Consider the following 24,198-nt stretch of genomic DNA (forward strand, 5'->3'; position numbering starts at 1 on the left):
AGCGCGCGGTCGGCAGTCGAATTCAGGCCATTTTCAGGTGCCGTCAATTAATTGCGTCTATGCCCCTTATCCCTATTTATTTGTTGCTCGACTCTGCGCGCTGCACGATTCTGTAGTGCGCCTGAAAATGCACTACAGCCTTACAGGTCCCGATCACGGAGAGCAGCATGAAAACCGTCGCCCAACTACTGAAATTGAAAGACCTGCAGAACCAGCAAGTGCATACCATCGGCCCGGACCAGATGGTGCTGGATGCGCTCAAGCTGATGGCGGAAAAGAACATCGGTGCGCTGCCGGTGGTCGAGGGCAACGTGGTGGTCGGCGTCGTCAGTGAACGCGACTATGCACGCAAGGTGATCCTCAAGGGGCGTTCCTCGGTCGGCACGCCGGTCAGAGAAATCATGAGCAACAAAGTCATTACCGTCGACTCGCAACAGAGCGTCGAAGCGTGCATGGGGATCATGACCGACAGCCATCTGCGCCATCTGCCGGTCGTGGAAGACGGCCAGTTGCTGGGCCTGCTGTCGATCGGCGACCTGGTGAAGGAAGCCATTGCCGAACAGGCCAGTCTCATTCAGCAGCTTGAGCAGTACATTCGCGGCGAGTGAGCTGAACGGCACACCAGGCGCAGCGCGCGATCACCGCGCGCTGCGTCGGTCACTCAGTCATCCAGCGTCTTGCCAGGTGCCCCGCCCTTGACTGGCTTGGCCGGTTTTTCCGCCGGTGCAGGCTTGGCTTCCGGTTCTGGTGGCGGCGCGGAGGCCTCTTTCTCGCGCATTGGCATCTGGTCGACGGTGGCGAAGATCTCTTTCAGGTCTATCGACTCTGACTTGCCGATAGTCTTATCGATCTTTTTCTCGCCGTCCTTGCCCACCAGAATGACCTTGGTGCCGACACCCGCGCCCAGCTTCAATTCACGAATCAAGGCCATGGTCGACTGGGGGTCCATGCTCTTGCCGTCACGCTCGCCGATAGTGTTCACCACCGTGAACAGCACCATATTGCGCTCTGTGAAGTCTTTATGATTGGCAGACTCCTTCAGCGCGTCCTTGAGGTGGCTCAGCGCCGGATCAGCCGGGCTCGGTGCGATGATGATCAGCGGGCGCGACTTGCCGCGCTCCTGGGCCAAAGGGCCATCGCTGTCAGCGGCAAGCGCTGTACCGGCAGCGACAAGCAGGGTGGCGAGGGTCAGGGACCGGATTAACATGGTGGGCTCCTTTCAAATCCATTGGGTAGCCATCGCGTGCAGACATACGCGATGCTGGACTGTTCTACCGCATATGGGTCATCCCGGTACAGCCCGATGTAGTCCTTTTCCTTAATCCCTTGCTTCAGGCAGAGCGCTCAAGCGATTTGTAAAGGGCGCTGTCGAGGCTCGCCAGCAGGCCTTGAACGATCTGTTCCACCTCGGCAGCGTTCAGCACCAATGGCGGCAGAAGACGGATGACCTTACCGCGCGTGACGTTGATCAACAGGCCGTATTCCTCAGCCGCGATCCGGGTCAACTCGGGTATGGCCTGCCGCAATTCGATACCGATCATCAGCCCCAGCCCACGAATCTCCAGCACCTGCGGGTGAGCACCAAGCACGTTGCGCAGCCGCTCAAGCAAGTGGCGGCCTTGCAGCGCAGCGTTTTTCACCAGTGCCTGCTGTTCGATGATGTCGATCACCGTGCAACCGACCCGACAGGCCAGCGGGTTACCGCCGAACGTACTGCCGTGGCTGCCGGGGGTGAACAATTGCGCCGCCCTGCCCCTTGCCAGACAGGCTCCTATCGGCACACCGTTGCCCAAACCCTTGGCCAGGGTCATGACGTCCGGCACGATGCCTTCGTGCTGAAAGGCAAACCACTTGCCGGTCCGCCCCATGCCGGTCTGGATTTCGTCGAGCATCAACAGCCAGTCACGCCGCGTGCAGCGCTCCCTCAGCGCCTTGAGATACCCAGCTGGCGCGACCTGTGCGCCGCCTTCGCCTTGAATCGGCTCCACCAGTACGGCGGCGATGCGGTGCCCGTAAGTCACGCAGACCTTGTCAAACGCAGCCAGATCGCCAAAGGGTACTTTGATGTAATCCCCCGGCAAGGTACTGAAGCCCAGGCGCACAGCCGGTCCGTCACTGGCCGACAGTGTGCCCAGCGTGCGGCCGTGAAAGGCGTTCTCCATAACCACCACCAAAGGCCGCTCGATGTACTTGTGCCAGCCGTGCAGGCGCGCCAGCTTCAGCGCAGTCTCGTTGGCCTCGGCACCGGAGTTGTTGAAAAACACCCGGTCCAGCCCCGATAAAACGCTCAATTTCTGCGCCAGACGCTGCTGCCAGTCAATGTGGTAAAGATTGGAAGTGTGCAACAGCAAGCCCGCCTGATCCCGAATGGCCTCAACCAGCAGCGGATGCGAGTGGCCGACATTGGTCACTGCCACGCCCGCCACTGCATCCAGGTATTGGCGCCCGTTCTGGTCCCACAGACGCGTACCCAGGCCACGGGTGAAACTCAGGGCCAGAGGTTGGTAAGTGCTCATCAGGCAGGCAGTGGTCATGACGTGAAGCTCCTTGGGTATGTTTCGGTTTTTGCAGTATCGTTAACCACTCCTTATGGATAAACAGCCAAATACTTCAATAATTTTAAAGCAGGGCTTGATAATGGATTTGTTTCAGGCGATGCGTGTGTACGTAAAGGTGGTCGAAGCAGGCAGCCTTACGGCGGCGGCGCAGGCGTGTTCGATTTCTACCACGATGGTTGGCAACCACCTGCGCGCACTGGAACAGCGCCTTGGCGTCAGCCTGTTGCAGCGCACCACCCGCCGTCAGCGCTTGACGGAATTCGGCACTGCGTATTACGAGCGTTGTCTTGAAGTACTGGGGCTGGTGGCCGAGTCCGAGCAATTGGCCGAGCAGGCCCAAGGCGATCCCAGCGGCACGTTGCGCATCACCGCGCCGCTGACGTTCGGTTCGGAAGTGCTGGCCCCGGCCCTTGCCGGGTTCTCGCTGCGCTTTCCCGAGGTCAAACTTGATCTGGTGCTGACCAACCAGCGTCTGGACATGATCGACCATGGTTTCGATATCGCCATACGCTTGGGAAACATCCCGCAATCCTCGCCGCTGATTGCGCGCCCCATGCAGGACTACACCCTGACCATCTGCGCTGCGCCGAGTTATCTGGCTCGCAATGGAGCGCCTGCGCACCCCGAGGACCTTGGTGCGCACAATTGCCTGGCGTTCTCCTACCCGGCAGGAGACGAGTGGCGCACGGCTGGCACCCAATGGCGTATGACCGGCCCCGAAGGCGAAGTGCTGGTGGATGTCGACGGCTCGATGGTTGCCAACACTTCTGCCGGTCTTTATCAGGCGGCGTGCGCTGGAATGGGTGTAGTGATGCTACCGGATGCACTGGTTCAGCGAGACTTGCAGGAAGGCCGACTGGTTGCACTGCTGCCAGGCTATCACTTGCCCAGGCGACCGATGAACCTGCTGTATGTGCAGGATCGTTATCGGCTGCCTAAAGTGAGAAGTTTTGTGGAGTACGCGATCGGGCTCTGGGGGCGGTAAGCGCTTACCGCCCAACTATCATCGAACCGATTCCGGTGCGTGGCATTGCCGACCGCACCGGAGTTTGTCGGGGCTGACAGTCAGACCTTGAAGCGGCTGACCATGCTCTGCAGATGCACACCCAGGCGCGCCAGCTCGACGCTGGACGCCGCGGTCTCTTCACTGGCGGACGCCGTTTGCTCGGAAATGTCGCGCACGTTCAGAACGCTGCGGTTGATCTCTTCGGCAACCGCACTCTGCTCTTCGGCAGCAGCGGCAATCTGGTGGTTCATCGTCTCGATGGTCGAGATCGCCTGGGTCATGTTGTTGATGGAAACGCCTGCATTGCGTGTCAGCTCGACACTGTTTTCAGTCAGAGCCTGGCTGTTGTCGAGAATCGTAGCCACTTGCGATGTACGGCTGTGCAGGCCACTGATCAACGCAGCAATTTCTTCCGTCGATGTCTGCGTGCGCTGGGCCAGGCTTCTGACTTCGTCAGCCACCACCGCAAAGCCTCGTCCGGCTTCACCTGCACGCGCCGCTTCAATGGCCGCATTGAGCGCCAACAGATTGGTCTGCTCGGCAACCGCCTTGATCACGTCCAGCACGCCGCCAATTTTGTTGCTTTCGCTCTTGAGCTCGTCCATTGCAGATTTGGAGTGTTTGACTTCAGTCGCGAGTTTCTCGATCTGGGCAACCGCCTTGGAAACCACACCTTCGCCATCACGGGCTTCCTTCGAAGCATTAACCGCCGCATGGGAAGCCTGCTCTGCGTTGCGCGCGACCTCCTGAACAGTCGCAGACATTTCGTGCATTGCAGTGGCAACCTGATCCGTTTCGCTCTTCTGGCTGTTCACCCCGGCACTGGTCTGCTCTGTGACGGCCGAAAGCTGTTCGGCAGCGCTGGCGATTTGTGTCACGCCATCGCGCAGGCCGCCAATCAGCTCGCGCAGGTTGCTGGTCATGCGCAGCATGCTGCCTTGCAACAAGCCCAGTTCATCCTTGCGCGTGACCGGCTGGTTGTACGTCAAATCGCCATCCGCCACACGCTCGGCCAGCTTCAGTGTGTCCAGCAACGGGCCGACGATCAGGCGAGTGATCACCCAGGCCGCCAAGGCGCTCATGATCAATGCTGCAATCAGCCAGACAGACAGAAGGGTCTTGGCCTCGCCCACGTCTTCTATTCTCAGGTTGACCTGATTTGCCGACAGCTTGTCGGCGGAATCAAACAGAATGGCGATAGTTTTAGTGATCCCCGCCTGTGCCTGATCGATCTTCTCCTGCGCCGCGGTGAACTGAGTCAACGTGTTCTGATAGCCGAGCAGCGCGTCCACAAGGTGCTTGATCGTCGCTGCCTGGCCGTCGAAGCCTTTCAGATTTTTAACAAAATTAATCACCGCGTTCATCGACGCTTCCGCCGGTGCCCGGTTCTCGGTTTTCAGGGAATAGGTGTAACCACGCAAGTCGAAGCGCATTTTCTGAAACAACGTCATCGCCTGAATAATGTCGTCGCGCTGCGCGGCACTGCCGTCATCGGATCGGGCAATGGCGTTCAGCTTTTGCAAATCATCGGCGGCTGCATCAGCGTACTGGCCAAACACTGAACGGGTCGCCTCGCGGGCGGCAGTGGCCTGCATCAGATTGTCGTAGTGGACACGATAATCTTTCATCCCTTCAGCAGAAGCATTTACCAGAGGGGTGTTGAGCGGAGAGTCGAAAACCTTCTGCGCATATTTCACATGGTTTTCGAGACTATCGATAGCTTTCAGCCAGTTGCTGGCGCGCTCGGCATCGTAGTTGAGCGTATAAGCCAGGCGGGCTATACGGACATCACGGGTCAGCGTGCTCAGCTTGCCGATATCGGCAATCCTCTCGCTTCGTTCGCTCAGCGAACTGATCCCCGACCAGCCTGTGAGTGCAATCAGCACGGTCAGCACAATGACCAAGGCAAACCCGAGCACAAGCTTGGACCTTACAGAAATATTGTTCAGCATAGTGTTCACCGTAAATTGCTCTTGTCTGGTCATTGTGGGGGTTATAAGCGGCTTGTCCTTGCCATTGATACAACCCACAGTTGTCGGCGGGGCAGCTTCAAACTTTAAAAGTTGGCGTCAAAATTCATGCTCGAAAATAAACATCGGCTCGTCAAATAACCCGTATGGCCTTTCACGCCAGTCGGTTAGCATGGGCCGCTGTACCTACACATCGAGTATTTCGGAGAATTGCATGAGTCTGGAGTTGACAGCTTCTCGAGACGGCCTGACCACAGAGGAACGTTCTGCGATTGCCGAAATAGAGGCAACGACCAACATTTTAAGGCTGGTCACCCGACTGACAGGCATGCGCTTTGCAAGTATCGCAAAGTTCACCGACGCGGACTGGATCGCCTGTTCTGTATACGACCCGACTGACCTGGGCATCGACGATGGGGACGTGTTCAAACTGGAGACCACGCTGTGCAGTGAGTTTTGCGTCAACCCCGAAGCGTTGTTCGTACCGCAGATCAGCAAAAACGGCCGCTACGCGAACCGGCCGGTAGTAAAGCGCTACGCCATCGAGAGTTATGCAGGCGTGCCGATCCATCTTCCGAACGGACAGTTGTACGGAGCGCTATGTGCGCTCGACTCCGACGTGACGTTGTTTGACGACCCCGATCTGGCGGAAACACTGACTCTGTTTGCCAGATTGATCGGCTGTATTTTCTTCGCCAACATCAGCGAAACAGACTGATGTAGCTGCCGCTTGATGCGGGTGAAAAACACGTTTCATGCGGACGAAGCGTTGATTTTGCAGGAAAGGATGAAGCCGCTCGACTGAAAAATCTCTTCGCCCTGTGTGAAGTTTCCGAGAAGACTTCAGTTGCTTGCGCGGGCTGTATCGAGGATTTAAGGTGCGCCGTCGCTGCAAAATCAGCGGCCGGATTTAGCGATCCGAATACCTCACAGCTAGCTTATGTATGCTTCCAGCCTCAGTGCATTTGAAGCAACTGTTATGGCGGCTGTGCGTCGGAGACTCCAGGGTCTGCCGGCGTTGTGAGGTGCCGGTTCGCTAACCTTCGCACAGCCGCCACCCATTTCGTCCAGTGATGTGCAGGCGGCTCACTTTCATGAAAGGAGCTTTGCCGCGATGGATCTCCCATTCCCCCTTCTTCCCTGCACCGAAAACCACGAACCCACCCTCTTCCTGCGCCACCGTCGCATGTTGCGCGCTGTTGTCATGCAAGCAGAAGCCTGGTTCCCGCTGGAAGATATCGCCCGCCTGATGGGCAAGCGTCTGGACGAGCGCAACACCCGCAAGCTCGACGCCGATCAACGCCGCACCGCATGGTTGTTGACCCACGGCGAATGGCAAAAATGCCTGCTGATCAGCGAGTCTGCGGTATTCGCCCTGTTGATTCACCATTACATCCCGGAAAACCGCGCCCTGCGACGCTGGCTGACACAAGACGTGCTGCCCGCACTGAGCGCCCGCGCCTTTGATATCAATAACGACGGCCCCACTCACTGCCAAATGCAGTGGCAGGGCACAACCCTGGGTACGCTGCAATGGCGCGGGGATATCTGGGTAAAGTTGCGCGACATGCCGGAAATCGTTCAGGTCCGGACGACCGGCAAGAAAGATGGCTGGCTGAAACGCCTGAAGTTGCTGGGCAAACGGGCGGCCTGAGCGCTTCAAGCAGGCTCTGTACAAAAAGTGGCCGCGCTGGCCGACTTTTCGTACACAGCCTTAGGATTACTCTACGGTCGCATACATGGGCACGAGTTCAAGCATGGCGCTACTGAACTGGCTTTCATCAAATTGCGTTCGGTGTCGGGGCGACACAGGTTTGACCGGGCGCTCCCCTTCCAATAACGCCTCGGCAGGCAGATCAATCCCGAAATGAGGAAATGGCTCCTGAGCCACCCAGCCTCCAGCAGCCAGAACCAACAGTAGAAATACGCCCGCAATGGGCTCTTTAGGTCTGCACATTCTCGTTTCTCCAATCCGGCAAAACGATTCAGCTCACAATGAGCAACTCGATATAACAGCCACGGCGTCACCCGTGTGTCGCGCCCGGCAGATCACTCGAAAGGCTCTTCGCCCTGCAACTTGGTGCGGTGCATCATTCGCCCGCACGCGGGGTCGTAAGCTTCCGCACGGTGCATGGTGCCGGTGTTGTCCCATATCACCAGATCACCCGTCTGCCACGCATGGCTATAACTGAACGCCTCGGCTGTGGCCCACTCGCGAAGGCCGACCAGAATCTGCGCGCTTTGCGCCAGGCTGACGCCAACGACCTGCTGCGCAGTGCATCCCAGAATCAGCGACTTGCGACCGGACCGGTGCCTCCAGACCAGCGGCAACTCCTTCTCGCCGATAGCCTGCATGGCCTTGAGCATCGCAAGGCCAGGCTCGGGATTGTAATAGAGTAACGATGCCCATGGCGCGTGAATTACTCGTAAGCTTTCGTAACGTTGTTTATCAGCGCTCGATAATGCTTCGTAAGCCGCATAGGTATTACAGAAACCAGTGTTGCCTCCCCAACTGGCGGGCACCTTGCAAGACAGCAACGACGCCAGAATGGGCACATCGCTGCTCGTACCGTCGATATGCCAGTAGAGCGAGCCCTTGAGAAACTCAGCGCCTGCCGGGTTCTCTTTGACATCAAGGCTGATCTTGGTGATGTTCTGGCCATCACTGGCTTCCGGACAAAAAGTGCCCAGCGTGCGGGTGAAAGCGATCTGCTCTGTATCGGAAAAATCAATCTGCGGAAACACCAGCACACCTCGCTGCTCCAGCAGTTCCCGGATTTCCCCGGCGAATTGACCCGACAGCAGCTCCTGCTTGCTGTTGAAAATACGCGTGCCAATACCTGGCTTGATGGGCTCCTGGGACAGCTGAACGACCGAAGTGGCTAACATGATGCGACCCTCTTCATAAGTGAACACAACGGTACACTTATGGAAAAATCTGCGCAACACCTTATTGAGCAGACTGGCCGCACACCTTGCCTGCGCCTTACACTGGCCAGCCACTGACCGTTCAAGGAATGAATCAACGTGCACGCCCCTGCCCCGCAAATCCTCATTCAGCGCATGGCCGAAATCCACCTTGAAGGCGTCACTGCGCTCTACAGCGAGCCTGCAGTCTGTCGTCAGGTGCTGCAAATGCCTTATCAATCCATCGAAGTGTGGCGCAAACGCCTGGCAGCCAGCACAGAGCGACATGTGAAGCTGGTCGCGCTCAGTGGCGGCGAAGTGATCGGCAGCCTCGGCCTGGAACAATACTCGCGCAGCCGACAAAGCCATGTCGGCGCTATAGGCATGGGCGTAGCGTCCGCCTGGCAGGGCAAGGGCATCGGCTCAAAACTGCTGGCGGCGGCGCTGGACATCGCAGACAACTGGATGAACCTGCACCGGGTAGAACTGACCGTGTTTGCCGACAATGAGGCAGCACAAGGCCTTTATCGCAAGTACGGTTTTGAACAGGAAGGACGCCTGCGCAACTACGCCGTGCGCGATGGCGTATTCGTCGATGCCTTGAGCATGGCGCGGCTGAGGTGAGCGGTGCCCCTGAAGCTACTGCTGAAAGCATGCAAGGATCAGCCAAGAATCAATTTCTCCAAATGACTCGCTTGCGTACCTGCAAACCAGGCCTATCGCATTGGGCGAGCGACACTATATCGCCCTGCCACGAAGCTTTTTGAAGAGATCTTGTTATCTTGCGCTGACCACACCGTGCCCAAACTACGTCGGCAATTGATACGCGCAGAACTACTGATCACCGACGACTTGGGCATCGGCGGCATTGATGCCCAACTCGGTCCGTTACTCTTGGACGTTATCGACCAGCAGTCACAGAACGAGTCACTGCTGATCACAAGCCAGTAACCGAAAGAAAAATGGTATGACCTGTTCTCCGCCCCCACGATTGCCGATGCAATTCTTGACCGTATCGTTCACAAGTACCATGTCATCGAACTAAAGGGCGAATCGATGCGAAGAGTCAAACGTCGCAAGCGGGCGTAAGAGCATTCAGCGGGTGTTTCTGGTGGTCAATACGAATGCAATTGGCCAAGTCGGATGCAAACAGGCCATCCGACCCGGAGCACTATTGGCGTTTTCTTCACTGCGGGTGGTACTGGTCAATTTAGTCGTCTCATCGGTGCTCATCTGGCAAACTCATGCTGAGACAATTAATGAAAGCTAGCCTTGAGCCCGACTGACCGCATTTGGCTGAGAGCTGGCTCTCTGTTGGGAATCATCGCTTGGGATGCCTCTGCCGCCATACGGCATAGGATGCACTCAGGTCAGACTGGAGATCGCGTGCCAATGCATTGCCCTTACTGCAATTCGAATCTTGTCGATGCCGACGATGGTGGGATGCTGTGCTCTTCGTCAGGAGCCTTGCTCAGCGAACCTGTGAGCAAAGTTTTTCGCCTTCGTTACAGCCACTGCCAGACCATTGCCGGGGGCGATGCGGTGCGGCAACCTGCTCATCTTTTTTGCCCTGGCTGTGGCATCCCAATGACGGCAACAGGATGTCGATCATGCGGGCAATCCTTTGAACCGGCGCTTCTGCGACGCCTCATAGAACTCAATCCACATCCCAGATAACCGCCAGCAGATCAACCGCGGTTTTCGGCGCATGCTGGCCAGTCAAGCTTTTATCCCGTAACCGTTGCCGTACGGCAGGGGCTGCGGCGGGTGGCTGAGCGGGGCCGCAGAAACTCGGCTCCTGGCCGATTGCTGCTTTTCGCGACCGGCGGCTATCTGCCAGAAGCGGACCCGCTAAAACGCGCTTCTGGTAGTGAGATGAGGAAGAGTGACGGATCGGTTTTTTGTCAAGTCGATCCGTTTTTAAATTTCAAAAACAGGCCAGCCGCAGTCTCTTCGATAATGCCGATTAATAATGAATTAGCTTCGGACCACGATTATTGTTACGTGGCTCACAGTAAACGATACTAGGGTCGTTTGGCGCTAGCTGATTTTTTTCTTGCTCTAGTACTTTTCAGGCCGAGGTAATTGGTTTCGTATGTTGTAAGTAGTTTCCACATTTGCCGGTCAACTACATCGTGCTTTTCAGGACTCCTAAGTTTTTGAAGAAGCCTGCTAATGAATTTGGCGGGTAGCTTAACAATCAAGCATTGATGAGAGCCATGCATTTCCCTTGTCCAATCTAAATCCTTTCCAGAAGTAAGATTCTCGCTCTCATCCCTATTGATAATAAATCCCAACTTTCCGTACGAGCCTGTCAGATAAGACTGTAATTGACGATATTCATCTGGGCCAAGCTCTTGAAAGTTTTTTGCATCAAACACGATATTCCTACTTTTGTAATCGAGTAAAACCCTACTCCAAAAATCCGATTTACCACGATTTGTCCCAGTTATGTCTCTACGCTGAACAGCAGCACCATTTGGATGTAACTGGAGTCCAACAAGATGAGCGGCGAAGATGACTTTTAGCGCTTCGAGACTCCAGAGCTCAAAATCTCGCTCACCCTCTCGGCCTAACGGGATTTTGTCGAGCTGCGCAACAATCTGACCTATTTTGGTATTTCTGATTTTGGGATTTAGAGAATCCACCTTAATATCATACTCGTCATTTATCTCCTCTGCTTCATCTGGGGCTAATGCGTTACGGCTGAGATTCAAACCTAGCCAGTAACACGGATGTACAAGGATTCTGTCGGCGCTCTCGAACCCTTTATCCGGAGTTCTACCATCATGACAAAATGTGTATGAGGAGAGATTTTGATCGTGCAAGCCAATAAACCCTATACTATATAGCGATTGTAGTAAACCGGTAGGGCCCAGTAAGCGAGCTTCTGCCAGAGAAGCTTGATCATCACTGTCTTCTAATAGCTCGATTGCATGATCAATTTTCGCCATGGCCGCCATAACAGATATTTCAGGCTCTGCATTTTTGAAGGCGGAAGTAACTATCTGAATTGGCGGGAATATTTTTTGGTATTCCTTCCATAGATCTTCAAGTCTAGCCACGGAAATAGACTTTGCTGCGTACTCCAAATCTTCGAGAACTGCAGTGTCTCGTCCATGTCTAAATGAGCAAAAGAAAGATTCATTTAGCAGGGAAAGTAAATCTCTTGGCCGGTACAGAGTGAACTGCAGGCACCTTTTGAATCCATCACGACCCTGCAACTCTCCTGCTGTGCACCTATCCCAAATCCGTTGATCTTTCTCAATATCAAGTTTAAAGCTTAACTTCATTCTTGTTGCCGCCAGCTGTAAAAGGAGCGCCCAATCCCAGTGCAGCCTAATTACTTGGCCTTCCAAGTTCCTAGAGTAGTCAGGATCTTCCTTAGCAAGCGCCCTAAAAACATTATCCCGTAGAAAAATTATAGGTCTTATTAGATGTGATTTCTGATTTAGCTCAACAGCAGCATATGCTAGGCCAGCAATAATTCCGATACCAATCGCATCGGGCTCATAACCCTCGTCGAGCCTATCCATCAATATGACTACTCGTCTATCAGCCTTTTGTAAGATTTTCAAGACGAGATCTTCAATCATACTGAGGTCTAAGTTAAATGGGAGATCGCCTATTGCCTCCTCTGGCGACTCAACCGACAAAAATGCTTTCGCTATTCTCCTGCACTTTGTTAAGAAGGGCGCTTGCGAATCGTTCCAGCGGTCGACGTGCTCCTTTAATTTTGGTTCTTTAGATACAAGATCAGAAAGTTTATAGTGTCCGGAAATGTAGTTGGCGATTTCCATCGACATCGCATAGCGCCAGAGCATTTTAGTGGCGGCTCTGGAAAGGACAAACGAGTTAGAGAAAGGTCGCAATAGCGACCGAAAACCTATTATTTCCGTGTCGTCTGGAGAGAAAGTTAGTGTTATGACCTTTTTGTCGTTGATCCAGTGCCTTCTCAAGTTTATAAAAAGCGCGCTTTTGCCGGTGCCTCGTCTACCTACAACCACAGTCCGATCATCGGATTCAACTAGTGCGCGGAAATCTGGAGTTTCAATGAAGGCGCTAGACAGCATCCTTTCATCATTTTCCGCAGTTGTATCTCCTAACGGGTTTGTACGTACAGCTGAGGCTGCTGCTGTCACTTTAGGCTCTCCTTGGCTTATTTTTTTGTCCAAAACTTGGACTGTCAGCGGCGGTGCTTGGCGTCGTGAGCCCATTTTTATTGCCCCCTTCAAAAATCCAGCACCGCTCGATGGTCAGATTCCTGACGCGATGGCATACCCGTGCTACACAATAGACCTGCCACATTCCCACGTACAAGCCCCAGAGTTGGCAAATCTTTGAGATGGAGCTAATTAGTCTTCTACCCTTGCTGCGAGGTAAATGCTGCCTGCGAAGACATATACTGTTTCTAAGGAAGCCATTCCAAAAGCGCAACTCTCGGCCGATTTATGACCGTTGCGAAGGGCCGCTTCTGGCCGGTTAGCGACCGTTGCTCCGATTAGCCATCCTTGTGCTTCCGCACGTGGAGGACTTGTCATGAATATCATCGCCAACTGCAGACGTCAGCCCTGCAGCAAAGGAAAACTGGTTGGGCAGAAAACCCCACTCCGACTGAGAGACATCTGGGCCATCCGAGTAAGGCTTCAATTGCGGAAAGAACCCGAGATCTGGCTCTCTTCGATCTGGGCGATCGACAACAAGCTTCGAGCCTGCGACTTAACCAAGCTCCGCGTGCGCGATGTTGCTCATGGCGAGCACTTAGCACCACGAGCCATGGTGATGCAGCAGAAAACGCAGCGGCCTGTGCAGTTTGATATCACTGAGTAAACACGATCTGCTCTCGGGGCCTGGATACATCGCGCCCAGCTACGCAGCTAGGATTACCTTTTCCTAACCGGTTGCATACTTCAGACTATCTATCTACTCGTCAATACGCTCGTATCGTCAAAGGCTGGGTGAAAGCCGTGGGTCTTGATCCGGCCATGTATGTCACACACAATGAGACGTACGAAGGCATCACTGATTTATCGTAGGACGAAGAGCCTGCGGGCGGTTCAATTGCTGCTCGGTCATACGAAGCTTTATGGTATTGCAAGCGATGTCATAAGTACCTAGCCGAACGCATGTGATCAGCGCTGACGGTAGAAAAACTCATGTGAATTGACCAATTTTACAATAGTGCATAATATAATATTTCAGAGCGCTTTTTAGCCATGAGGCACTTTGCGCTATGACTGATCTTTATTTGATCAGTGCTGCATCAAAATCAAAGGTTATGCAGCAGGGTAAGGTATCTCAACGGCAAGACTCTTAGCCAACAAAAACCAGTAACTTTAACTGCCAAATGAGGCATGCGAAATGGACTTCTCAGGATTTACAAGTTTTATATTTCAGTTCAGCATCAGGGCTAATCAAGCTCTCGAAAACTTCATAGACTCGATAATGACTGCCTCGCAAGCAGCAATCCTAGACGAAAAGAGCGCGATCTGGGCAACATTAGTAACCGATATAATTACCATTGCCGCAGCCCTCGGCGCGCTTGCACTTCCAATATCTTTAAATGTCATCGAGACAACTAGAACGCGTTACAGAAGCCCCTCACTATTAAAAATAACCTCCTCGCTTTCAGGAATAGATGCCAAAAGGCTAAATCGACATCTATTTATGGTTTTAGCTATTTCCCTCGTAGCGAAGCTTCTTATTTCAATTCGAGCATTCGATTTGATTTCCTTAGTCCCATATTTATGTGGGCTAACGGTTGTGTTCGGCTTTGTGGTGCGCCAAATATACTGCCACCTCAGGTTCACTTACACTTTCATGTCCAATATAGAAGTGATTCACGAACTTATTTATCGGGATATAAATAATTACGCGAAGTCTAGTTTTTTACTGAGCGATGGTAAACATGGCCTGTTTGCTAGGAAGCTGCTAAAAATAAACGGCCTATTCTCTAGTCGGGTAAAAATACGGGATAATATCACTGCCTTGATTGAATTGGAGTCATATCTGCTCTGCGTAGACCCGACCAAAACCGACTTGGATAGCAGAATCAGAACTATTTCGTATAAAGCGTTCAACAATCTAGAAAACCATGATGCAAATGAGTTCGCACGTCATTTGCTAGCCTCCCTTCCTTCTGTCTTAGCGACAGTTGAGGTTTCTAGAGAGGTAGACGTTTATCAATCCATCGCGGGCTTTTATTTGAGTCTTGCCATGATGGCAATTCTCGCCAAAGAAGAATACAGATCACAGATTGGGGTGATTGAAAGAATAGCGAGATTCAGAGAGGATAAACTTCCTTCATACGGTCGTTTTTGCCGAAATGGTCGTTTATTCCTTAGCTTCGCTAACAAAGCTAAATCTGGCAATGAAGCATATACATATCTCCAAGCACACTTTAACTTACTGATCGAGACTTCCGCTCGCGAACAGCCAGAAAACATTCCGGAACTATTGAGAAACATCCGTCAAGTAATACAATTCAAGAGCAACTACAACAAAGGCGCCTGGGATCTTCCTGAAAAGGTTACAGAGTTGTGGGGGTACTCATCCATGCCAGAGCTTGATCAAGACGTTGGCAATACTTATGCTGGAAGAATAACAACAAACGAGCTTGATGAAAAAATAGAGACAAAATACAAGCCCGAGATGCGAGCATATATCGAAGAAAAAATATTAGACAAGATAATAGTCAAAGAAAAGTTTGATGCTATAGATACGGCTTTAGAGGAGTGTTGGCAAGGTATAGCACTAAATAGATTTTCTAGCGAAATAGAAACAGAAACCCTTAGAGCTCTAGCCACTTTGCTATCCACACATCCGGAGATATTCGTAGAGTGTAGGGAATTACGCAATCCAGCAGGATCGCGTTCATTCAACGTGGGTCATTCACCAGTCCCAACTTCGTTGGGCGAGTGCATCGAAGCATTTTTATCCGCGAAGAATTTTTCTGATTTTTATACGGTTCGCAATGACCTCCAAGAATATAAAATAGTAGATGCCATAGGGGCACTTGTAGTATATGAGCTTTGGAACATTTTCATATTGCGTGCAACTGGCGCAACTATCAAGCCTGAGATGTCTACACCAGTGATACCAAGTTGCCAGCTGGGCGAACTAAAAGCTGCAGCACAAAGGGTTCCCCTGCTTAAAACATCACTCCTAAAAACAATGATCAATGCTAGATTTATAGATCGACTTGGAATTCTACCAGAGCAAGCATTAACTTTGCGGGAGTATGCTTGTGAGTTTTGCGACTTGCTGAGTGTTGCACTCAAAGAAAAGACGATATCTCAGATTGCAAATCAAAAGCTGGATACTGCATCTCTAGAAAGATTTAAGTGCGAAGTTACTGAAAAGTTTAGCTCGTCAGTAAAGAGATTTGATTTGTTTAAAAGGCTCACAATAGGTCAAGTATCGCCAATAGTTTCAAATATTAGCCTCCCACGAGAAGCTTTTCTTTCGGGAACCGATACTTATTACGTATTCGACACATACGGCCCAAATCTGGCTCAAGAAGTTCACAGCTGGCTGAGCGTTCAAATACTACTCCACAATCACCGAACTGAAAACTCAGAAATCACACTTCCCACCCGCAAAGCTGAATGGATGATTTGCTCCTCTCACGCGCTGAAGAAATTTCGAGCAGCTGGGTTTACAACTTCGGGTCGAAATATTACATGGCCTGACGGGAAAGGCAGTATGAATTTCTTTGAAATAAATTGTGATGGCTATGGATATTACTTGGTCTTATCTGGCGAAAGTCTGATTACAGTTAGCTACGCTCATCGAAAAAACGAACTTCCGATGAATATCAGCTTTACCGATAATGGTGAACACGTCAGCTTTAAAATTGAATATTATGTTGGTGCGCGGCAATGATACGTAACACTCTGCCTCATATTGTCTCAAAAAATACTTTGGGGGTTATATTGTTATATCAAGTGTTAAACCATCCCTAAGATAGACGCCTAGCATTATGTCGAATATATCCAGCTACCACACTGTCGTGCATACCCTCATACTAGGGCATGGAGTCGAGGGGCAGAGCCACTATGTACTCTATCTCTTTGATGACTATCAGGGCCAACCAACTGCCATGTGGCCATTGCTCGAATATTTTCTTGACCTGGGGCGTACCCGTTCTGCTGCTTGGCAACGAGATGCCTGTAGGGCAGTTGGCCTATTCGTCGACTACCTAAAAGCAAACTAGGTTGATTTCCGCGAACAAAGTTCTAGACCGCAGGTTTTAGCTAGCTTCGCAGAGTCCCTGCTTGGGGAAACTGTAGACCGCAATGGCAACGACCTTACGGGCATATACTGGCAACCAAAATCAATTAACCGTACGACATTCCTGCTGATCGAACCCATCCCGAGTGGGCAGACGAAGTAGTGAAACTCACCGACGGCAAGGGTGTGGACCTATTACTGGACGTAGCCGGTGGCGACGGCATCAATCATTCGATTGCGGCCACCAAAGCGGGCGGGAGCATCGCGCAGATCGGTTTTCTGACCGGCCAGACTTCGGCGCTGAACCTGATGCCAATGATCTTCCGCCAGACCACCTTTCGCGGTATCGCCGTAGCACCTCGCTCGTCGTTTGACCGGATGAACGCCTTTCTCAACGAGCACAAGATTCGTCCGGTAATCGATCATGTCTATTCATTCGAACAAGCTCGCGAGGCATATGAGCACTTGGCCAGAGGCGCGTTTGGCAAGGTGGTGATCAAGGTTGGTCAGGCCTGACACGGTCTTGAGGTTGCGACGCGCGGGTACTTCCTGAGCGTCGCACGCTACAGTCCCCCATCAACCATTCGAACTCAAAGGGTTACACTGCCTCCCTACCCCGCTCCTGACCCGAGGCCCCTGATGAAAGTTGGCGTGATTTCCGACACCCACGGACTGCTTCGTCCTGAAGCCGTTGCGGTACTTGAGGGCTGCGAAGCCATCATCCATGCCGGTGACATCGGCAGCCAGGACATCGTCGACCAACTCAGCGCCATCGCCCCGCTGCACATCGTGCGCGGCAACAACGATGTGGACGCCGAGTGGGCAAAAAATATCGCCGATCACCTGCGCTTCGACATTGAAGGCTGGCAAACCCTGCTGGTCCACGACATCGCTGACGTTCCGGCGCTGCTAGATGAAAGCGTGAAACTGGTCGTCACCGGCCATTCACATAAACCCCTTATCGATTGGCGCGACGACACGTTGTACCTGAATCCGGGCAGCGCCGGGCGGCGGCGTTTCAAGTTGCCGGTGACGCTGGCGCTGCTTGAGATGGGCGCGAATTCGATGGAGCCTGAGCTGGTGCAATTGGTTGACTGACAGGTCAGATCGGCGTCGAGTGCGAGTTCGCTTTCGGATGTCATCAAAGCTGAGCAGGCATACGAAAATCACGTAATACACTCATATCGAACGGATTGGGCGCACGCTGGCTCGACAACAGATAGTTCGCACGCATGCCACCGACATCGGCCTTGAGCACAAGAACATCACGGCCCTTCAGGGGCTCGGTCTGCATCAGGTCAAAGAGGCGGAACAATGACCATGGGCCGCTATTCTTTTCGATGCCCAGCGGCCGGCCGACCATGCCTTCCATCACCAGACTTGTACGTCCATCCTCAGTATCAGCGGGCCACCTGAATAGCATCGGTACGATGGGGCCGTGACGATACTCAAGTGACTGATCACCCAGGCGGAACTCGGCGCGGCGTACAGCAGGGTCGAGGGTGTGAGGTTCAAGAGTGAATTGCACCTGCGGTTCCTGCGTTCGGTGAGCAAAGAAGCTACTGCGGATTTTATAAACACCCGCCATCTGATCCAGATAGGCACGACTCATCGGCAGACTGTGGCCGTCAATCGTGCGCAGTCGATAACGGCCAGGATCGCCACTGACGAAGGGCTTCAGGTAGCTATCGAAGAAGCGCTCGGCTATGCCCTGCGCGCCGAAGAACTCGCGAAAATCATTAAGCGCCACATCACTGCTGCTGTGCGCATGGAACGGATAGCGTTTGGCGAGAGACTGTTCATAGAAACTGTAAAGCTCTGCCTTGTAGCGTTGGTTGAGGTAATGGTGAGACTGATACAGCACAAAGCTCCAGGTATCCTCAGCCAACGCGTTCAACCAGCCGCCCAGAGGCTGGGGTAACACAGTCGCGGCATTGCGCAGATTGCTCAAGGCGTCTCGCTGCCCGGACATTCGTCCCTTTGCCATCTCGTAGGCCGCCAGTTCAGGCTGACCGGAGCGACCCAATGCGGCCATTTGCATCTGCAATTCATTGATGGCGTTCAATGCTGTAATCAGATCGGCGGCAGGACCATTTTCGGCATCCAGCAAGCGGTGCAAAGGATCGAAGCGACGCTGCAATGATTGCTTCGCCGTTGTGGGCAGGCTATCGGTCACCGTCTGCTGCAACGTATCGCCAATCGCGGCAACCTGGGTGAGCGCCACAGGGCCCGGTGCAATCTTTTCAGCCTCGGTTTTCATAGCACCGAGACTGTCTGCAAGGACCGGGAAAAGTGTGTTGTCACGCACCTCGACAAGCAACTGCAGCAAAGGCGAATGCGCTGCCGTCAGCCCGGCCAGTTGCACGGCAGCCTGGCTGGCTCCTTCAAAGGGCTGCAGCGAAACCCGACCGATCGCTTCGGCCCAATGATCGGCATAATCACGAAAGTACAATTTTTCCAGTTCGACCATCAATGCTCGCAACTGATGTGCGTTGTACTGTTCACTTTCACCCAGGACCCAGTTGTCACGCATGATTTCAGTTACCACGGCTGTACCACGGGTAACGAAATACTGCTCGTAGCCCTGGCGTGTATAGAGCCCGGGAATCCGATAGTCAGTACCAGCCAAATGCTTTGCCTGAGGGCCGGTGTGGTGGCCAAGGCTGTAGTCCGGAAGTACACGCGCTTTTTCACGCAATACCCGATAAACCACGTTGGCGAAGGATTCGTTACGCAGCACCTGCCGAGCCTGCGCCACTAATGCGTCGTTTAGCGGATAGGCAAAAGACTGTTCGAGCAAACGCCCAAAATGCTGATTCAACTCGTCCTGAGCCTGTGCATGCCCGACATAACGAATTGACCAGTCGGTCGCCACCCGCTCCTTCAGCGCAGAAGGTATCCGGTGTTCACGCTGAATCAGCATCAGATAGGCGCGCAAGTTGTCCAGTAACTGCTCGCGATCCTGCAGGCTGGCCATTATGCGGGCTTCAAACATCCGCGCCACTCGAGGCAGCAACTGACCCTGCAACTGGGCATGATAAGCGCGTAAAAGCACATCATTTGCAGGCTCGCCCTGATAAAGACCGTTGCGCTCATACAGAGTGACATCACTGCGGTCCGGAAAGACTTGAGCGGCCTGATAAAGGGTGTTCAGGCTATCAAGGACTGTCAGTAGATCATCCTCGGCGGTGAGCGATGAACGTTGTTGCGCCCACTGCTCACCCAGAATACGAAGCCGTTCCAGCCGGTCGTGGTTAGCACTGAAACCGGTCGCCCATAGCACACCAAACCCAGACAAAAACAATAGCGCAGCGCAATACACTGCCCTCTGACGCCAAAGAATCTTTCCGCGTGCTTCCTTGTTGAGCACAGCGAGATCGTACTCAGGGAAAATCACATGTCGCAACAGATCATGAATGAACCGTGCTTTTCCAGGTTGTGGAACCTGTAATCCGGTACCTCCCTCCCCATCAGCTCTTTGAGAGCTCTGAGCAAGTTGCGGCGCACGGGTCAGATAGAACCCACGAAGGTGATTGGCGCGCTGATAGCGATTTCCGGAGAACGCGAGTTCGACAAAAACACCCAGTCTGTGTGCGATACCTCCAAGCAAGTTGGGGAATTCAAGCATTTTGCCGCGGCGCTGGCTGTCTCGTTCCTGATGAATGCGGGTAATGACCTGGCTGCCAAGCCGTTGCAGCAACGTTTCAAACTCCTGAATGAGAACACCGCTATCAGTGCCACTCTGACCGTTTTGAAATGTGCCCCCAAGGACCTGCTCACTTTCCTCGCGGGACAGTTGATCAAAAAAATCATCGAAACCTGCTATCGAATCGGCCTTGGTCAGTATCAGATAAACCGGTACATCAACGTGCAGCTGCTGAAAAACTTCGTCCAGGCGCGCGCGCACATCTTCAGCCATTTTCTCCAGACGCTTGTCACGCTCGTCAACCAAAATGTCCACTGGCAATGTCACCAGCACACCGCTGAGCGGCTGTACGCGGTGGCGGCCCCGTAACAACCCCAGAAGGGTCATCCAGGCGCTGCCGTCGACCTCGGGTACAGGCTGGTCAAGATAGCGGCCCGATGTATCCAGCAAAATAGCCTGCTCGGTAAAATACCAGCCACAACTGCTGGTGCTGCTCGTGTCGTGCGTCAGTTTGCGCCCGACCCTGTCGAGGGGAAAGTCGAGTCCGGAAAAATCCAGCAGGCTGGTCTTGCCGCTGCCCTGCGGGCCGATCAGTGCATACCAGGGCAGCTCGACTCGACCCCGGGCACCCAATTCGCCATACAGCGCAGAATCCTTGAGCACGCGCAGGGCATCATTGAAACGACTGACAAGCTCCAGGTGCTCTTTTTCAACGGCGACAGACTTACGCAGAAGTTCTTGACCTGCATGACTGCCTTGCGCTTGTTTTTTCTGCAAACCAACGCGCCAGTTGTTGAAGACAATCCCGAGCCCCCAAACCAGAAACAACACACTGATCGATACGAGACGCGCAATGGGGCTCTCCCAAAACCTGTTATCCGCCACCGCCAGCAGTGGCCCAAATATCCAGATACAGACAGCCAGCACAAGCACCAACAGCAGCGACCAGGCCCAGGTACTGCACAGCAGCGCGATGAATTTTTTGAGCAGGGTTTTCATTGCATTTCTCATTTCAAGATCGGAGCTCAAGCGCTGCCAGATATGCTGACTGATAGGATTTGAGTACGACCTCACGCTGCTCGCCGAGTACCCAGGTAAATCCGCAATACAGCACAGCCAGGCTGATAACGGTGAACAGCACGACCAGCCATACCGGTACGACACGCAGCCGTTCAGAAGCCCTGGATGGTGCGCCCTGCCAGCGAGGTGAAAGCGTTCGGGACACGTCGCCTCTCACATGCCTTATCTGCCGATAAAGGCTGTCGCGGATGTCTTCCAGTTCATGGCCATTAAGGCGGTGCGAGCGGTATTTCCCCTCGAACCCGAGCGCCAGACACAGGTACATCAGCTCGAGCATGGGCAGATGCTTGAACGGATTGGCAGAAAGCTTTTCGAGGAGTTGAAAGAATTTTTCGCCGCCAAATGTCTCCTTGTGAAAACGGCTCAGCAGACTGATCTTCGACCAGTCACTCTTGCTGCCCCAGGGCGTGTTCAACACAGCTTCATCCACGACCGTACACAGCACGTAACGCGCAGCCAACAGCTGATCATTTTCTATAGCGTTTCGCCGGCCCACGGCCTCGAACAGCTTGATCTGGTCCGACAGCTGTACGTTCAGCAGTGCAATATCGCCAAAGCCTTCGGCTGCAGACAGCCTGGACACCTGAGCCAGCAGTTCGCTCGCGGCAGCAACCAGTGGATTGACATGGATACTGACCCGCTTTTCGGCTACCTGCCGGGGATTGTTGATCAACCGTTCCTGCAGACCTTCGAAAAGATTCGCATCGTGGGGACTCGTGAACATGTCATCACCCGGCCAGACATTGTCCCGGCCATAGGTAACGGCATGGTCTTCGCGACTGCTTTGCATATCCATCACCCTGCTCAATTTCTGATCGCCCAGAACTGCAACTCAAGCCCCGGAAATTCACCTGATACATGGAAAGCAAATCCCCCTGACTTATCGATTCCGCTTTGGTCCCGGTCATCGATATCGAGAATGAAATAGGCTTTTGCAGCGTGAAACGGTATTTGCCGCGGAGCCACAGGCAGCGGCCTGAGCCGCATACCCGGCAAGTGCAGACTCACCAGTTCGCGAATACTTTCCACAGAGCCTACTTTGAGGTGCGAAGGCAGTCGCCCACGCAGCTCTTCGGTATCGCAATCAGCACGAGCGGCAATGACAAATGAGGCATCCCCCAGCAACTCACGATCCACCCGAGGCGACACCAGAACGCCGTACTGTCTGGGCTGCAACTCAAGCTCCTGCGCGTGCTGCTCGATAACCATCGACAGCATTTGTCGAATGGCAAACATTAAACGTTTGAACGTTGCGCCCTGATCACTGTGCTGATAGCTGCCCTCCAGTCGAGGACGTCTGCTTTCATCGCCGAACGTCGACAACTCGCCAAAAAGAGACAACAGCGCCCGATACAGTTCTTCGGGGTGTACCTGCCGGGTATCGAGATAGTGTTGAAGTACCAACGCATTGCGGTTGATCAGTTGCAACATCATGAAATCGCCCGTCTCTGCACCACGCGCCTGGCCGTATGTACCGATGCGCTCGGCGATGATGTCGCCTCGATGCTGCAGCAGACCTACAACCTCCTTGAGGCACGACATCAAGTAGCGTGAACCACTGGCGCTGATGAAAGCCGGTGAAAAACCGGTGTCCAGCGTTATTGCCTTGTCAGGGCTGCAGATAAGAATATGACCCAACTTGAGCAGGGTGTAGGCGTGCTCTCCCCGAGGCTCTCCCACTAACAGACGAAATTCCGGGCGCGCGCAAAACACCGAAGTGGAACAGTCTGCTCCGGCGTTCGAATCCAGGACATCCGTTGCGTAGGCTGTAAAGCGTGCGATCACTTCCGCCTGTTCATGGCTGCGTGCCTCAATGCAATTGCCCGCCATTGTCGGCAGCGCTATGTACACCGGCATGTTTGAAGTGTTTGCAGGAATATCCAGCGCCAATGGACTGTTACGGTCGCGTATGTCGAACACGCTACCGTCCGGCAGGATGCCCGAGGCCTGAGCAAGTACGATCTGTCCCGAGCCCAAAAAGTGCGGATCAATTTCAAGGGCTGTGAACCCCCAGTTGTAGGCGCCCGCCAACTGAGTGCGAACCCGCAATTGATGGTCGTAGTAACGATCGTTATGTTGAAAGTGCTGCGGCCGCAGCAACATGCCTTCCTGCCAGATAACCTTGTGCGCGTTCATGTCGGATTTCCTGTGCCTGTCTGGCTATCTGCCCGTTGAAGGCCGGATTCACCCAGTACGAAAACGGCTCGATTCTGCTGTTTGGGGTGAACCTTGATCACGTGACGCCATTGGGTTTCCGGCAAATTTCGATAGGCAGCCAGTACACCGATGTAACGACTGCCTTGATCCAGTTTCAGCTTCAGTTCAATACTCTCGCCTGGACGAAGTTCAAACTCTTCGCTTGCAATCAGGTCTTGCCCGAGTGCCTGAGCAGTCCGTTGGTAAAGCGAAAAGAAATCCATATTCTCGAAGGTCACCGGACGCCTGAGTTCCAGGACCTTGAGAACAATCGGCGAGGGCCTGCCATTGACATCAGGGTTAAGCTGATTGTCTGCATTCAGTCGAATATCCATACGGGTTTGCGTTGAGTACGGTGAGAGAGCTGAACAACCGTTGAGCATGAGTAACAGCAGTAACAACAGTGACCGTTTGACTCGGCTAACGTGAAGACTCATTGAATTCAGCCCTGTAAATCCTGATGGAGGCAGCGATACAACCGAACGGCGGCTCATAACAGCTCACGCCCATAGAATGCGCTGACACGGGGGTGGGCAATGTCCAGGAGCCCCACACTCGATTCGTCTGCTACTTCGTTTCGGCTGGTGGGTTCAGGGCTGCCCA

18 protein-coding genes and 4 pseudogenes are annotated in these 24,198 nt (G+C 53.4%); 10 read left to right on the forward strand and 12 right to left on the reverse strand.

From position 1 onward, the window contains the following. Positions 1-167 precede the first annotated feature (167 nt). Complete coding sequence (locus AO068_RS02135) at positions 168-608, forward strand: CBS domain-containing protein (RefSeq protein ID WP_058401398.1); 441 nt, start codon at positions 168-170, stop codon at positions 606-608. A gap of 53 nt (positions 609-661) precedes the next feature. On the opposite strand, the gene AO068_RS02140 is transcribed toward AO068_RS02135, so the two are convergent. Together AO068_RS02140 and AO068_RS02145 are read right to left on the reverse strand one after the other, a co-directional pair. After that, positions 662-1,207, reverse strand: a complete 546-nt coding sequence (locus tag AO068_RS02140; RefSeq protein WP_057402320.1) for a DUF4174 domain-containing protein — start codon at positions 1,205-1,207, stop codon at positions 662-664. Positions 1,208-1,331: 124 nt separating this feature from the next. Further along, entirely contained in the window at positions 1,332-2,534 is a 1,203-nt protein-coding gene (locus AO068_RS02145) for an aspartate aminotransferase family protein (protein WP_058407525.1), read from the reverse strand. Positions 2,535-2,637: 103 nt separating this feature from the next. Here AO068_RS02145 and AO068_RS02150 point away from each other — a divergent pair, with 103 nt between their 5' ends. Continuing rightward, the gene (locus AO068_RS02150; protein WP_058407526.1) at positions 2,638-3,543 is read left to right on the forward strand and encodes a LysR substrate-binding domain-containing protein; all 906 of its coding nucleotides are present in this window, start codon (positions 2,638-2,640) and stop codon (positions 3,541-3,543) included. Positions 3,544-3,623: 80 nt separating this feature from the next. Here AO068_RS02150 and AO068_RS29555 read toward each other — a convergent pair whose 3' ends face one another. Both AO068_RS29555 and AO068_RS29560 read right to left on the reverse strand, forming a co-directional pair. Next, positions 3,624-4,496: a methyl-accepting chemotaxis protein gene (locus AO068_RS29555; RefSeq protein ID WP_369812059.1), complete on the reverse strand. Its 873-nt coding sequence runs from the start codon at positions 4,494-4,496 to the stop codon at positions 3,624-3,626. After that, a pseudogene (locus tag AO068_RS29560) lies at positions 4,479-5,549 on the reverse strand (methyl-accepting chemotaxis protein); the annotation flags it as partial. The pseudogene AO068_RS29560 and the gene AO068_RS29555, both read right to left, overlap by 18 nt. Before the next feature lie 199 nt (positions 5,550-5,748). On the opposite strand from AO068_RS29560, the gene AO068_RS02160 reads away from it, so the two are divergent. Then, on the forward strand, positions 5,749-6,252 hold the full coding sequence (locus AO068_RS02160; protein WP_057402324.1) for a GAF domain-containing protein: 504 nt from the start codon (positions 5,749-5,751) through the stop codon (positions 6,250-6,252). Positions 6,253-6,648: 396 nt separating this feature from the next. Then, positions 6,649-7,188: a BRO-N domain-containing protein gene (locus AO068_RS02165; RefSeq protein WP_058401394.1), complete on the forward strand. Its 540-nt coding sequence runs from the start codon at positions 6,649-6,651 to the stop codon at positions 7,186-7,188. Positions 7,189-7,254: 66 nt separating this feature from the next. Here the strand turns inward: AO068_RS02165 and AO068_RS28975 are convergent, their stop codons facing one another. Both AO068_RS28975 and AO068_RS02175 read right to left on the reverse strand, forming a co-directional pair. Beyond that, positions 7,255-7,491: a hypothetical protein gene (locus AO068_RS28975; RefSeq protein ID WP_054077285.1), complete on the reverse strand. Its 237-nt coding sequence runs from the start codon at positions 7,489-7,491 to the stop codon at positions 7,255-7,257. 92 nt (positions 7,492-7,583) lie between these two features. After that, a complete protein-coding gene (locus tag AO068_RS02175; RefSeq protein WP_058407541.1) occupies positions 7,584-8,423 on the reverse strand; it encodes a TauD/TfdA dioxygenase family protein in 840 nt (279 codons plus the stop codon). Positions 8,424-8,561: 138 nt separating this feature from the next. Here AO068_RS02175 and AO068_RS02180 point away from each other — a divergent pair, with 138 nt between their 5' ends. Continuing rightward, a complete protein-coding gene (locus AO068_RS02180; protein ID WP_058407528.1) occupies positions 8,562-9,065 on the forward strand; it encodes a GNAT family N-acetyltransferase in 504 nt (167 codons plus the stop codon). 66 nt (positions 9,066-9,131) lie between these two features. After that, positions 9,132-9,530 (forward strand): annotated as a pseudogene (locus AO068_RS02185) (ATP-binding protein); the annotation flags it as partial. Positions 9,531-9,912: 382 nt separating this feature from the next. Here AO068_RS02185 and AO068_RS28980 read toward each other — a convergent pair. After that, the gene (locus AO068_RS28980; RefSeq protein ID WP_162839822.1) at positions 9,913-10,053 is read right to left on the reverse strand and encodes a hypothetical protein; all 141 of its coding nucleotides are present in this window, start codon (positions 10,051-10,053) and stop codon (positions 9,913-9,915) included. A gap of 412 nt (positions 10,054-10,465) precedes the next feature. Continuing rightward, on the reverse strand, positions 10,466-12,658 hold the full coding sequence (locus AO068_RS02190; RefSeq protein WP_235592534.1) for a P-loop ATPase, Sll1717 family: 2,193 nt from the start codon (positions 12,656-12,658) through the stop codon (positions 10,466-10,468). Positions 12,659-12,980: 322 nt separating this feature from the next. Here AO068_RS02190 and AO068_RS29145 point away from each other — a divergent pair. The 4 genes and pseudogenes from AO068_RS29145 to AO068_RS02210 all read left to right on the forward strand — a co-directional run. Then, positions 12,981-13,526: pseudogene (locus AO068_RS29145) on the forward strand (tyrosine-type recombinase/integrase); the annotation flags it as partial. A 360-nt stretch (positions 13,527-13,886) separates the two neighbouring features. After that, positions 13,887-16,325 (forward strand): hypothetical protein, encoded by a 2,439-nt coding sequence (locus AO068_RS02200; RefSeq protein ID WP_236717203.1) that lies wholly within the window; start codon positions 13,887-13,889, stop codon positions 16,323-16,325. A 480-nt stretch (positions 16,326-16,805) separates the two neighbouring features. Further along, positions 16,806-17,189, forward strand: a pseudogene (locus AO068_RS02205) (zinc-binding dehydrogenase); the annotation flags it as partial. Between the two features lie 123 nt (positions 17,190-17,312). Continuing rightward, on the forward strand, positions 17,313-17,771 hold the full coding sequence (locus AO068_RS02210; protein WP_058407531.1) for a metallophosphoesterase family protein: 459 nt from the start codon (positions 17,313-17,315) through the stop codon (positions 17,769-17,771). Between the two features lie 43 nt (positions 17,772-17,814). Here AO068_RS02210 and tssM read toward each other — a convergent pair whose 3' ends face one another. From tssM to tssJ, 4 genes are read right to left on the reverse strand one after another with little or no spacing between them, the layout of a single operon-like run. Next, positions 17,815-21,318 carry a type VI secretion system membrane subunit TssM gene (gene tssM, locus AO068_RS02215; RefSeq protein WP_058407532.1) on the reverse strand — a complete coding sequence of 1,168 codons (3,504 nt, stop codon included), beginning with the start codon at positions 21,316-21,318 and terminating at the stop codon, positions 17,815-17,817. A gap of 13 nt (positions 21,319-21,331) precedes the next feature. Further along, positions 21,332-22,195, reverse strand: coding sequence for a type IVB secretion system protein IcmH/DotU (icmH, locus tag AO068_RS02220; protein WP_058407533.1), 864 nt, complete (start codon positions 22,193-22,195; stop codon positions 21,332-21,334). Between the two features lie 8 nt (positions 22,196-22,203). Then, the gene (gene tssK, locus AO068_RS02225; RefSeq protein WP_058407534.1) at positions 22,204-23,535 is read right to left on the reverse strand and encodes a type VI secretion system baseplate subunit TssK; all 1,332 of its coding nucleotides are present in this window, start codon (positions 23,533-23,535) and stop codon (positions 22,204-22,206) included. After that, positions 23,532-24,032, reverse strand: a complete 501-nt coding sequence (gene tssJ, locus AO068_RS02230; RefSeq protein WP_058401386.1) for a type VI secretion system lipoprotein TssJ — start codon at positions 24,030-24,032, stop codon at positions 23,532-23,534. The genes tssK and tssJ overlap by 4 nt, the downstream gene beginning before the upstream one ends. Positions 24,033-24,198 lie beyond the last annotated feature (166 nt).

The organism is Pseudomonas sp. ICMP 3272 (genome assembly GCF_001466905.1).
GTDB lineage: Bacteria > Pseudomonadota > Gammaproteobacteria > Pseudomonadales > Pseudomonadaceae > Aquipseudomonas > Aquipseudomonas amygdali.

Coding starts and splice junctions, on each gene's coding strand:
- AO068_RS02135 (WP_058401398.1), top strand. CDS start 168: ATGAAAACCGTCGCCCAACTACTGAAATTGAAAGACCTGCAGAACCAG.
- AO068_RS02140 (WP_057402320.1), bottom strand. CDS start 1,207: ATGTTAATCCGGTCCCTGACCCTCGCCACCCTGCTTGTCGCTGCCGGT.
- AO068_RS02145 (WP_058407525.1), bottom strand. CDS start 2,534: ATGACCACTGCCTGCCTGATGAGCACTTACCAACCTCTGGCCCTGAGT.
- AO068_RS02150 (WP_058407526.1), top strand. CDS start 2,638: ATGGATTTGTTTCAGGCGATGCGTGTGTACGTAAAGGTGGTCGAAGCA.
- AO068_RS29555 (WP_369812059.1), bottom strand. CDS start 4,496: ATGCTGCGCATGACCAGCAACCTGCGCGAGCTGATTGGCGGCCTGCGC.
- AO068_RS02160 (WP_057402324.1), top strand. CDS start 5,749: ATGAGTCTGGAGTTGACAGCTTCTCGAGACGGCCTGACCACAGAGGAA.
- AO068_RS02165 (WP_058401394.1), top strand. CDS start 6,649: ATGGATCTCCCATTCCCCCTTCTTCCCTGCACCGAAAACCACGAACCC.
- AO068_RS28975 (WP_054077285.1), bottom strand. CDS start 7,491: ATGTGCAGACCTAAAGAGCCCATTGCGGGCGTATTTCTACTGTTGGTT.
- AO068_RS02175 (WP_058407541.1), bottom strand. CDS start 8,423: ATGTTAGCCACTTCGGTCGTTCAGCTGTCCCAGGAGCCCATCAAGCCA.
- AO068_RS28980 (WP_162839822.1), bottom strand. CDS start 10,053: ATGATCGACATCCTGTTGCCGTCATTGGGATGCCACAGCCAGGGCAAA.
- AO068_RS02190 (WP_235592534.1), bottom strand. CDS start 12,658: ATGGGCTCACGACGCCAAGCACCGCCGCTGACAGTCCAAGTTTTGGAC.
- AO068_RS02200 (WP_236717203.1), top strand. CDS start 13,887: ATGACTGCCTCGCAAGCAGCAATCCTAGACGAAAAGAGCGCGATCTGG.
- AO068_RS02210 (WP_058407531.1), top strand. CDS start 17,313: ATGAAAGTTGGCGTGATTTCCGACACCCACGGACTGCTTCGTCCTGAA.
- tssM (WP_058407532.1), bottom strand. CDS start 21,318: ATGAAAACCCTGCTCAAAAAATTCATCGCGCTGCTGTGCAGTACCTGG.
- icmH (WP_058407533.1), bottom strand. CDS start 22,195: ATGGATATGCAAAGCAGTCGCGAAGACCATGCCGTTACCTATGGCCGG.
- tssK (WP_058407534.1), bottom strand. CDS start 23,535: ATGAACGCGCACAAGGTTATCTGGCAGGAAGGCATGTTGCTGCGGCCG.
- tssJ (WP_058401386.1), bottom strand. CDS start 24,032: ATGAGTCTTCACGTTAGCCGAGTCAAACGGTCACTGTTGTTACTGCTG.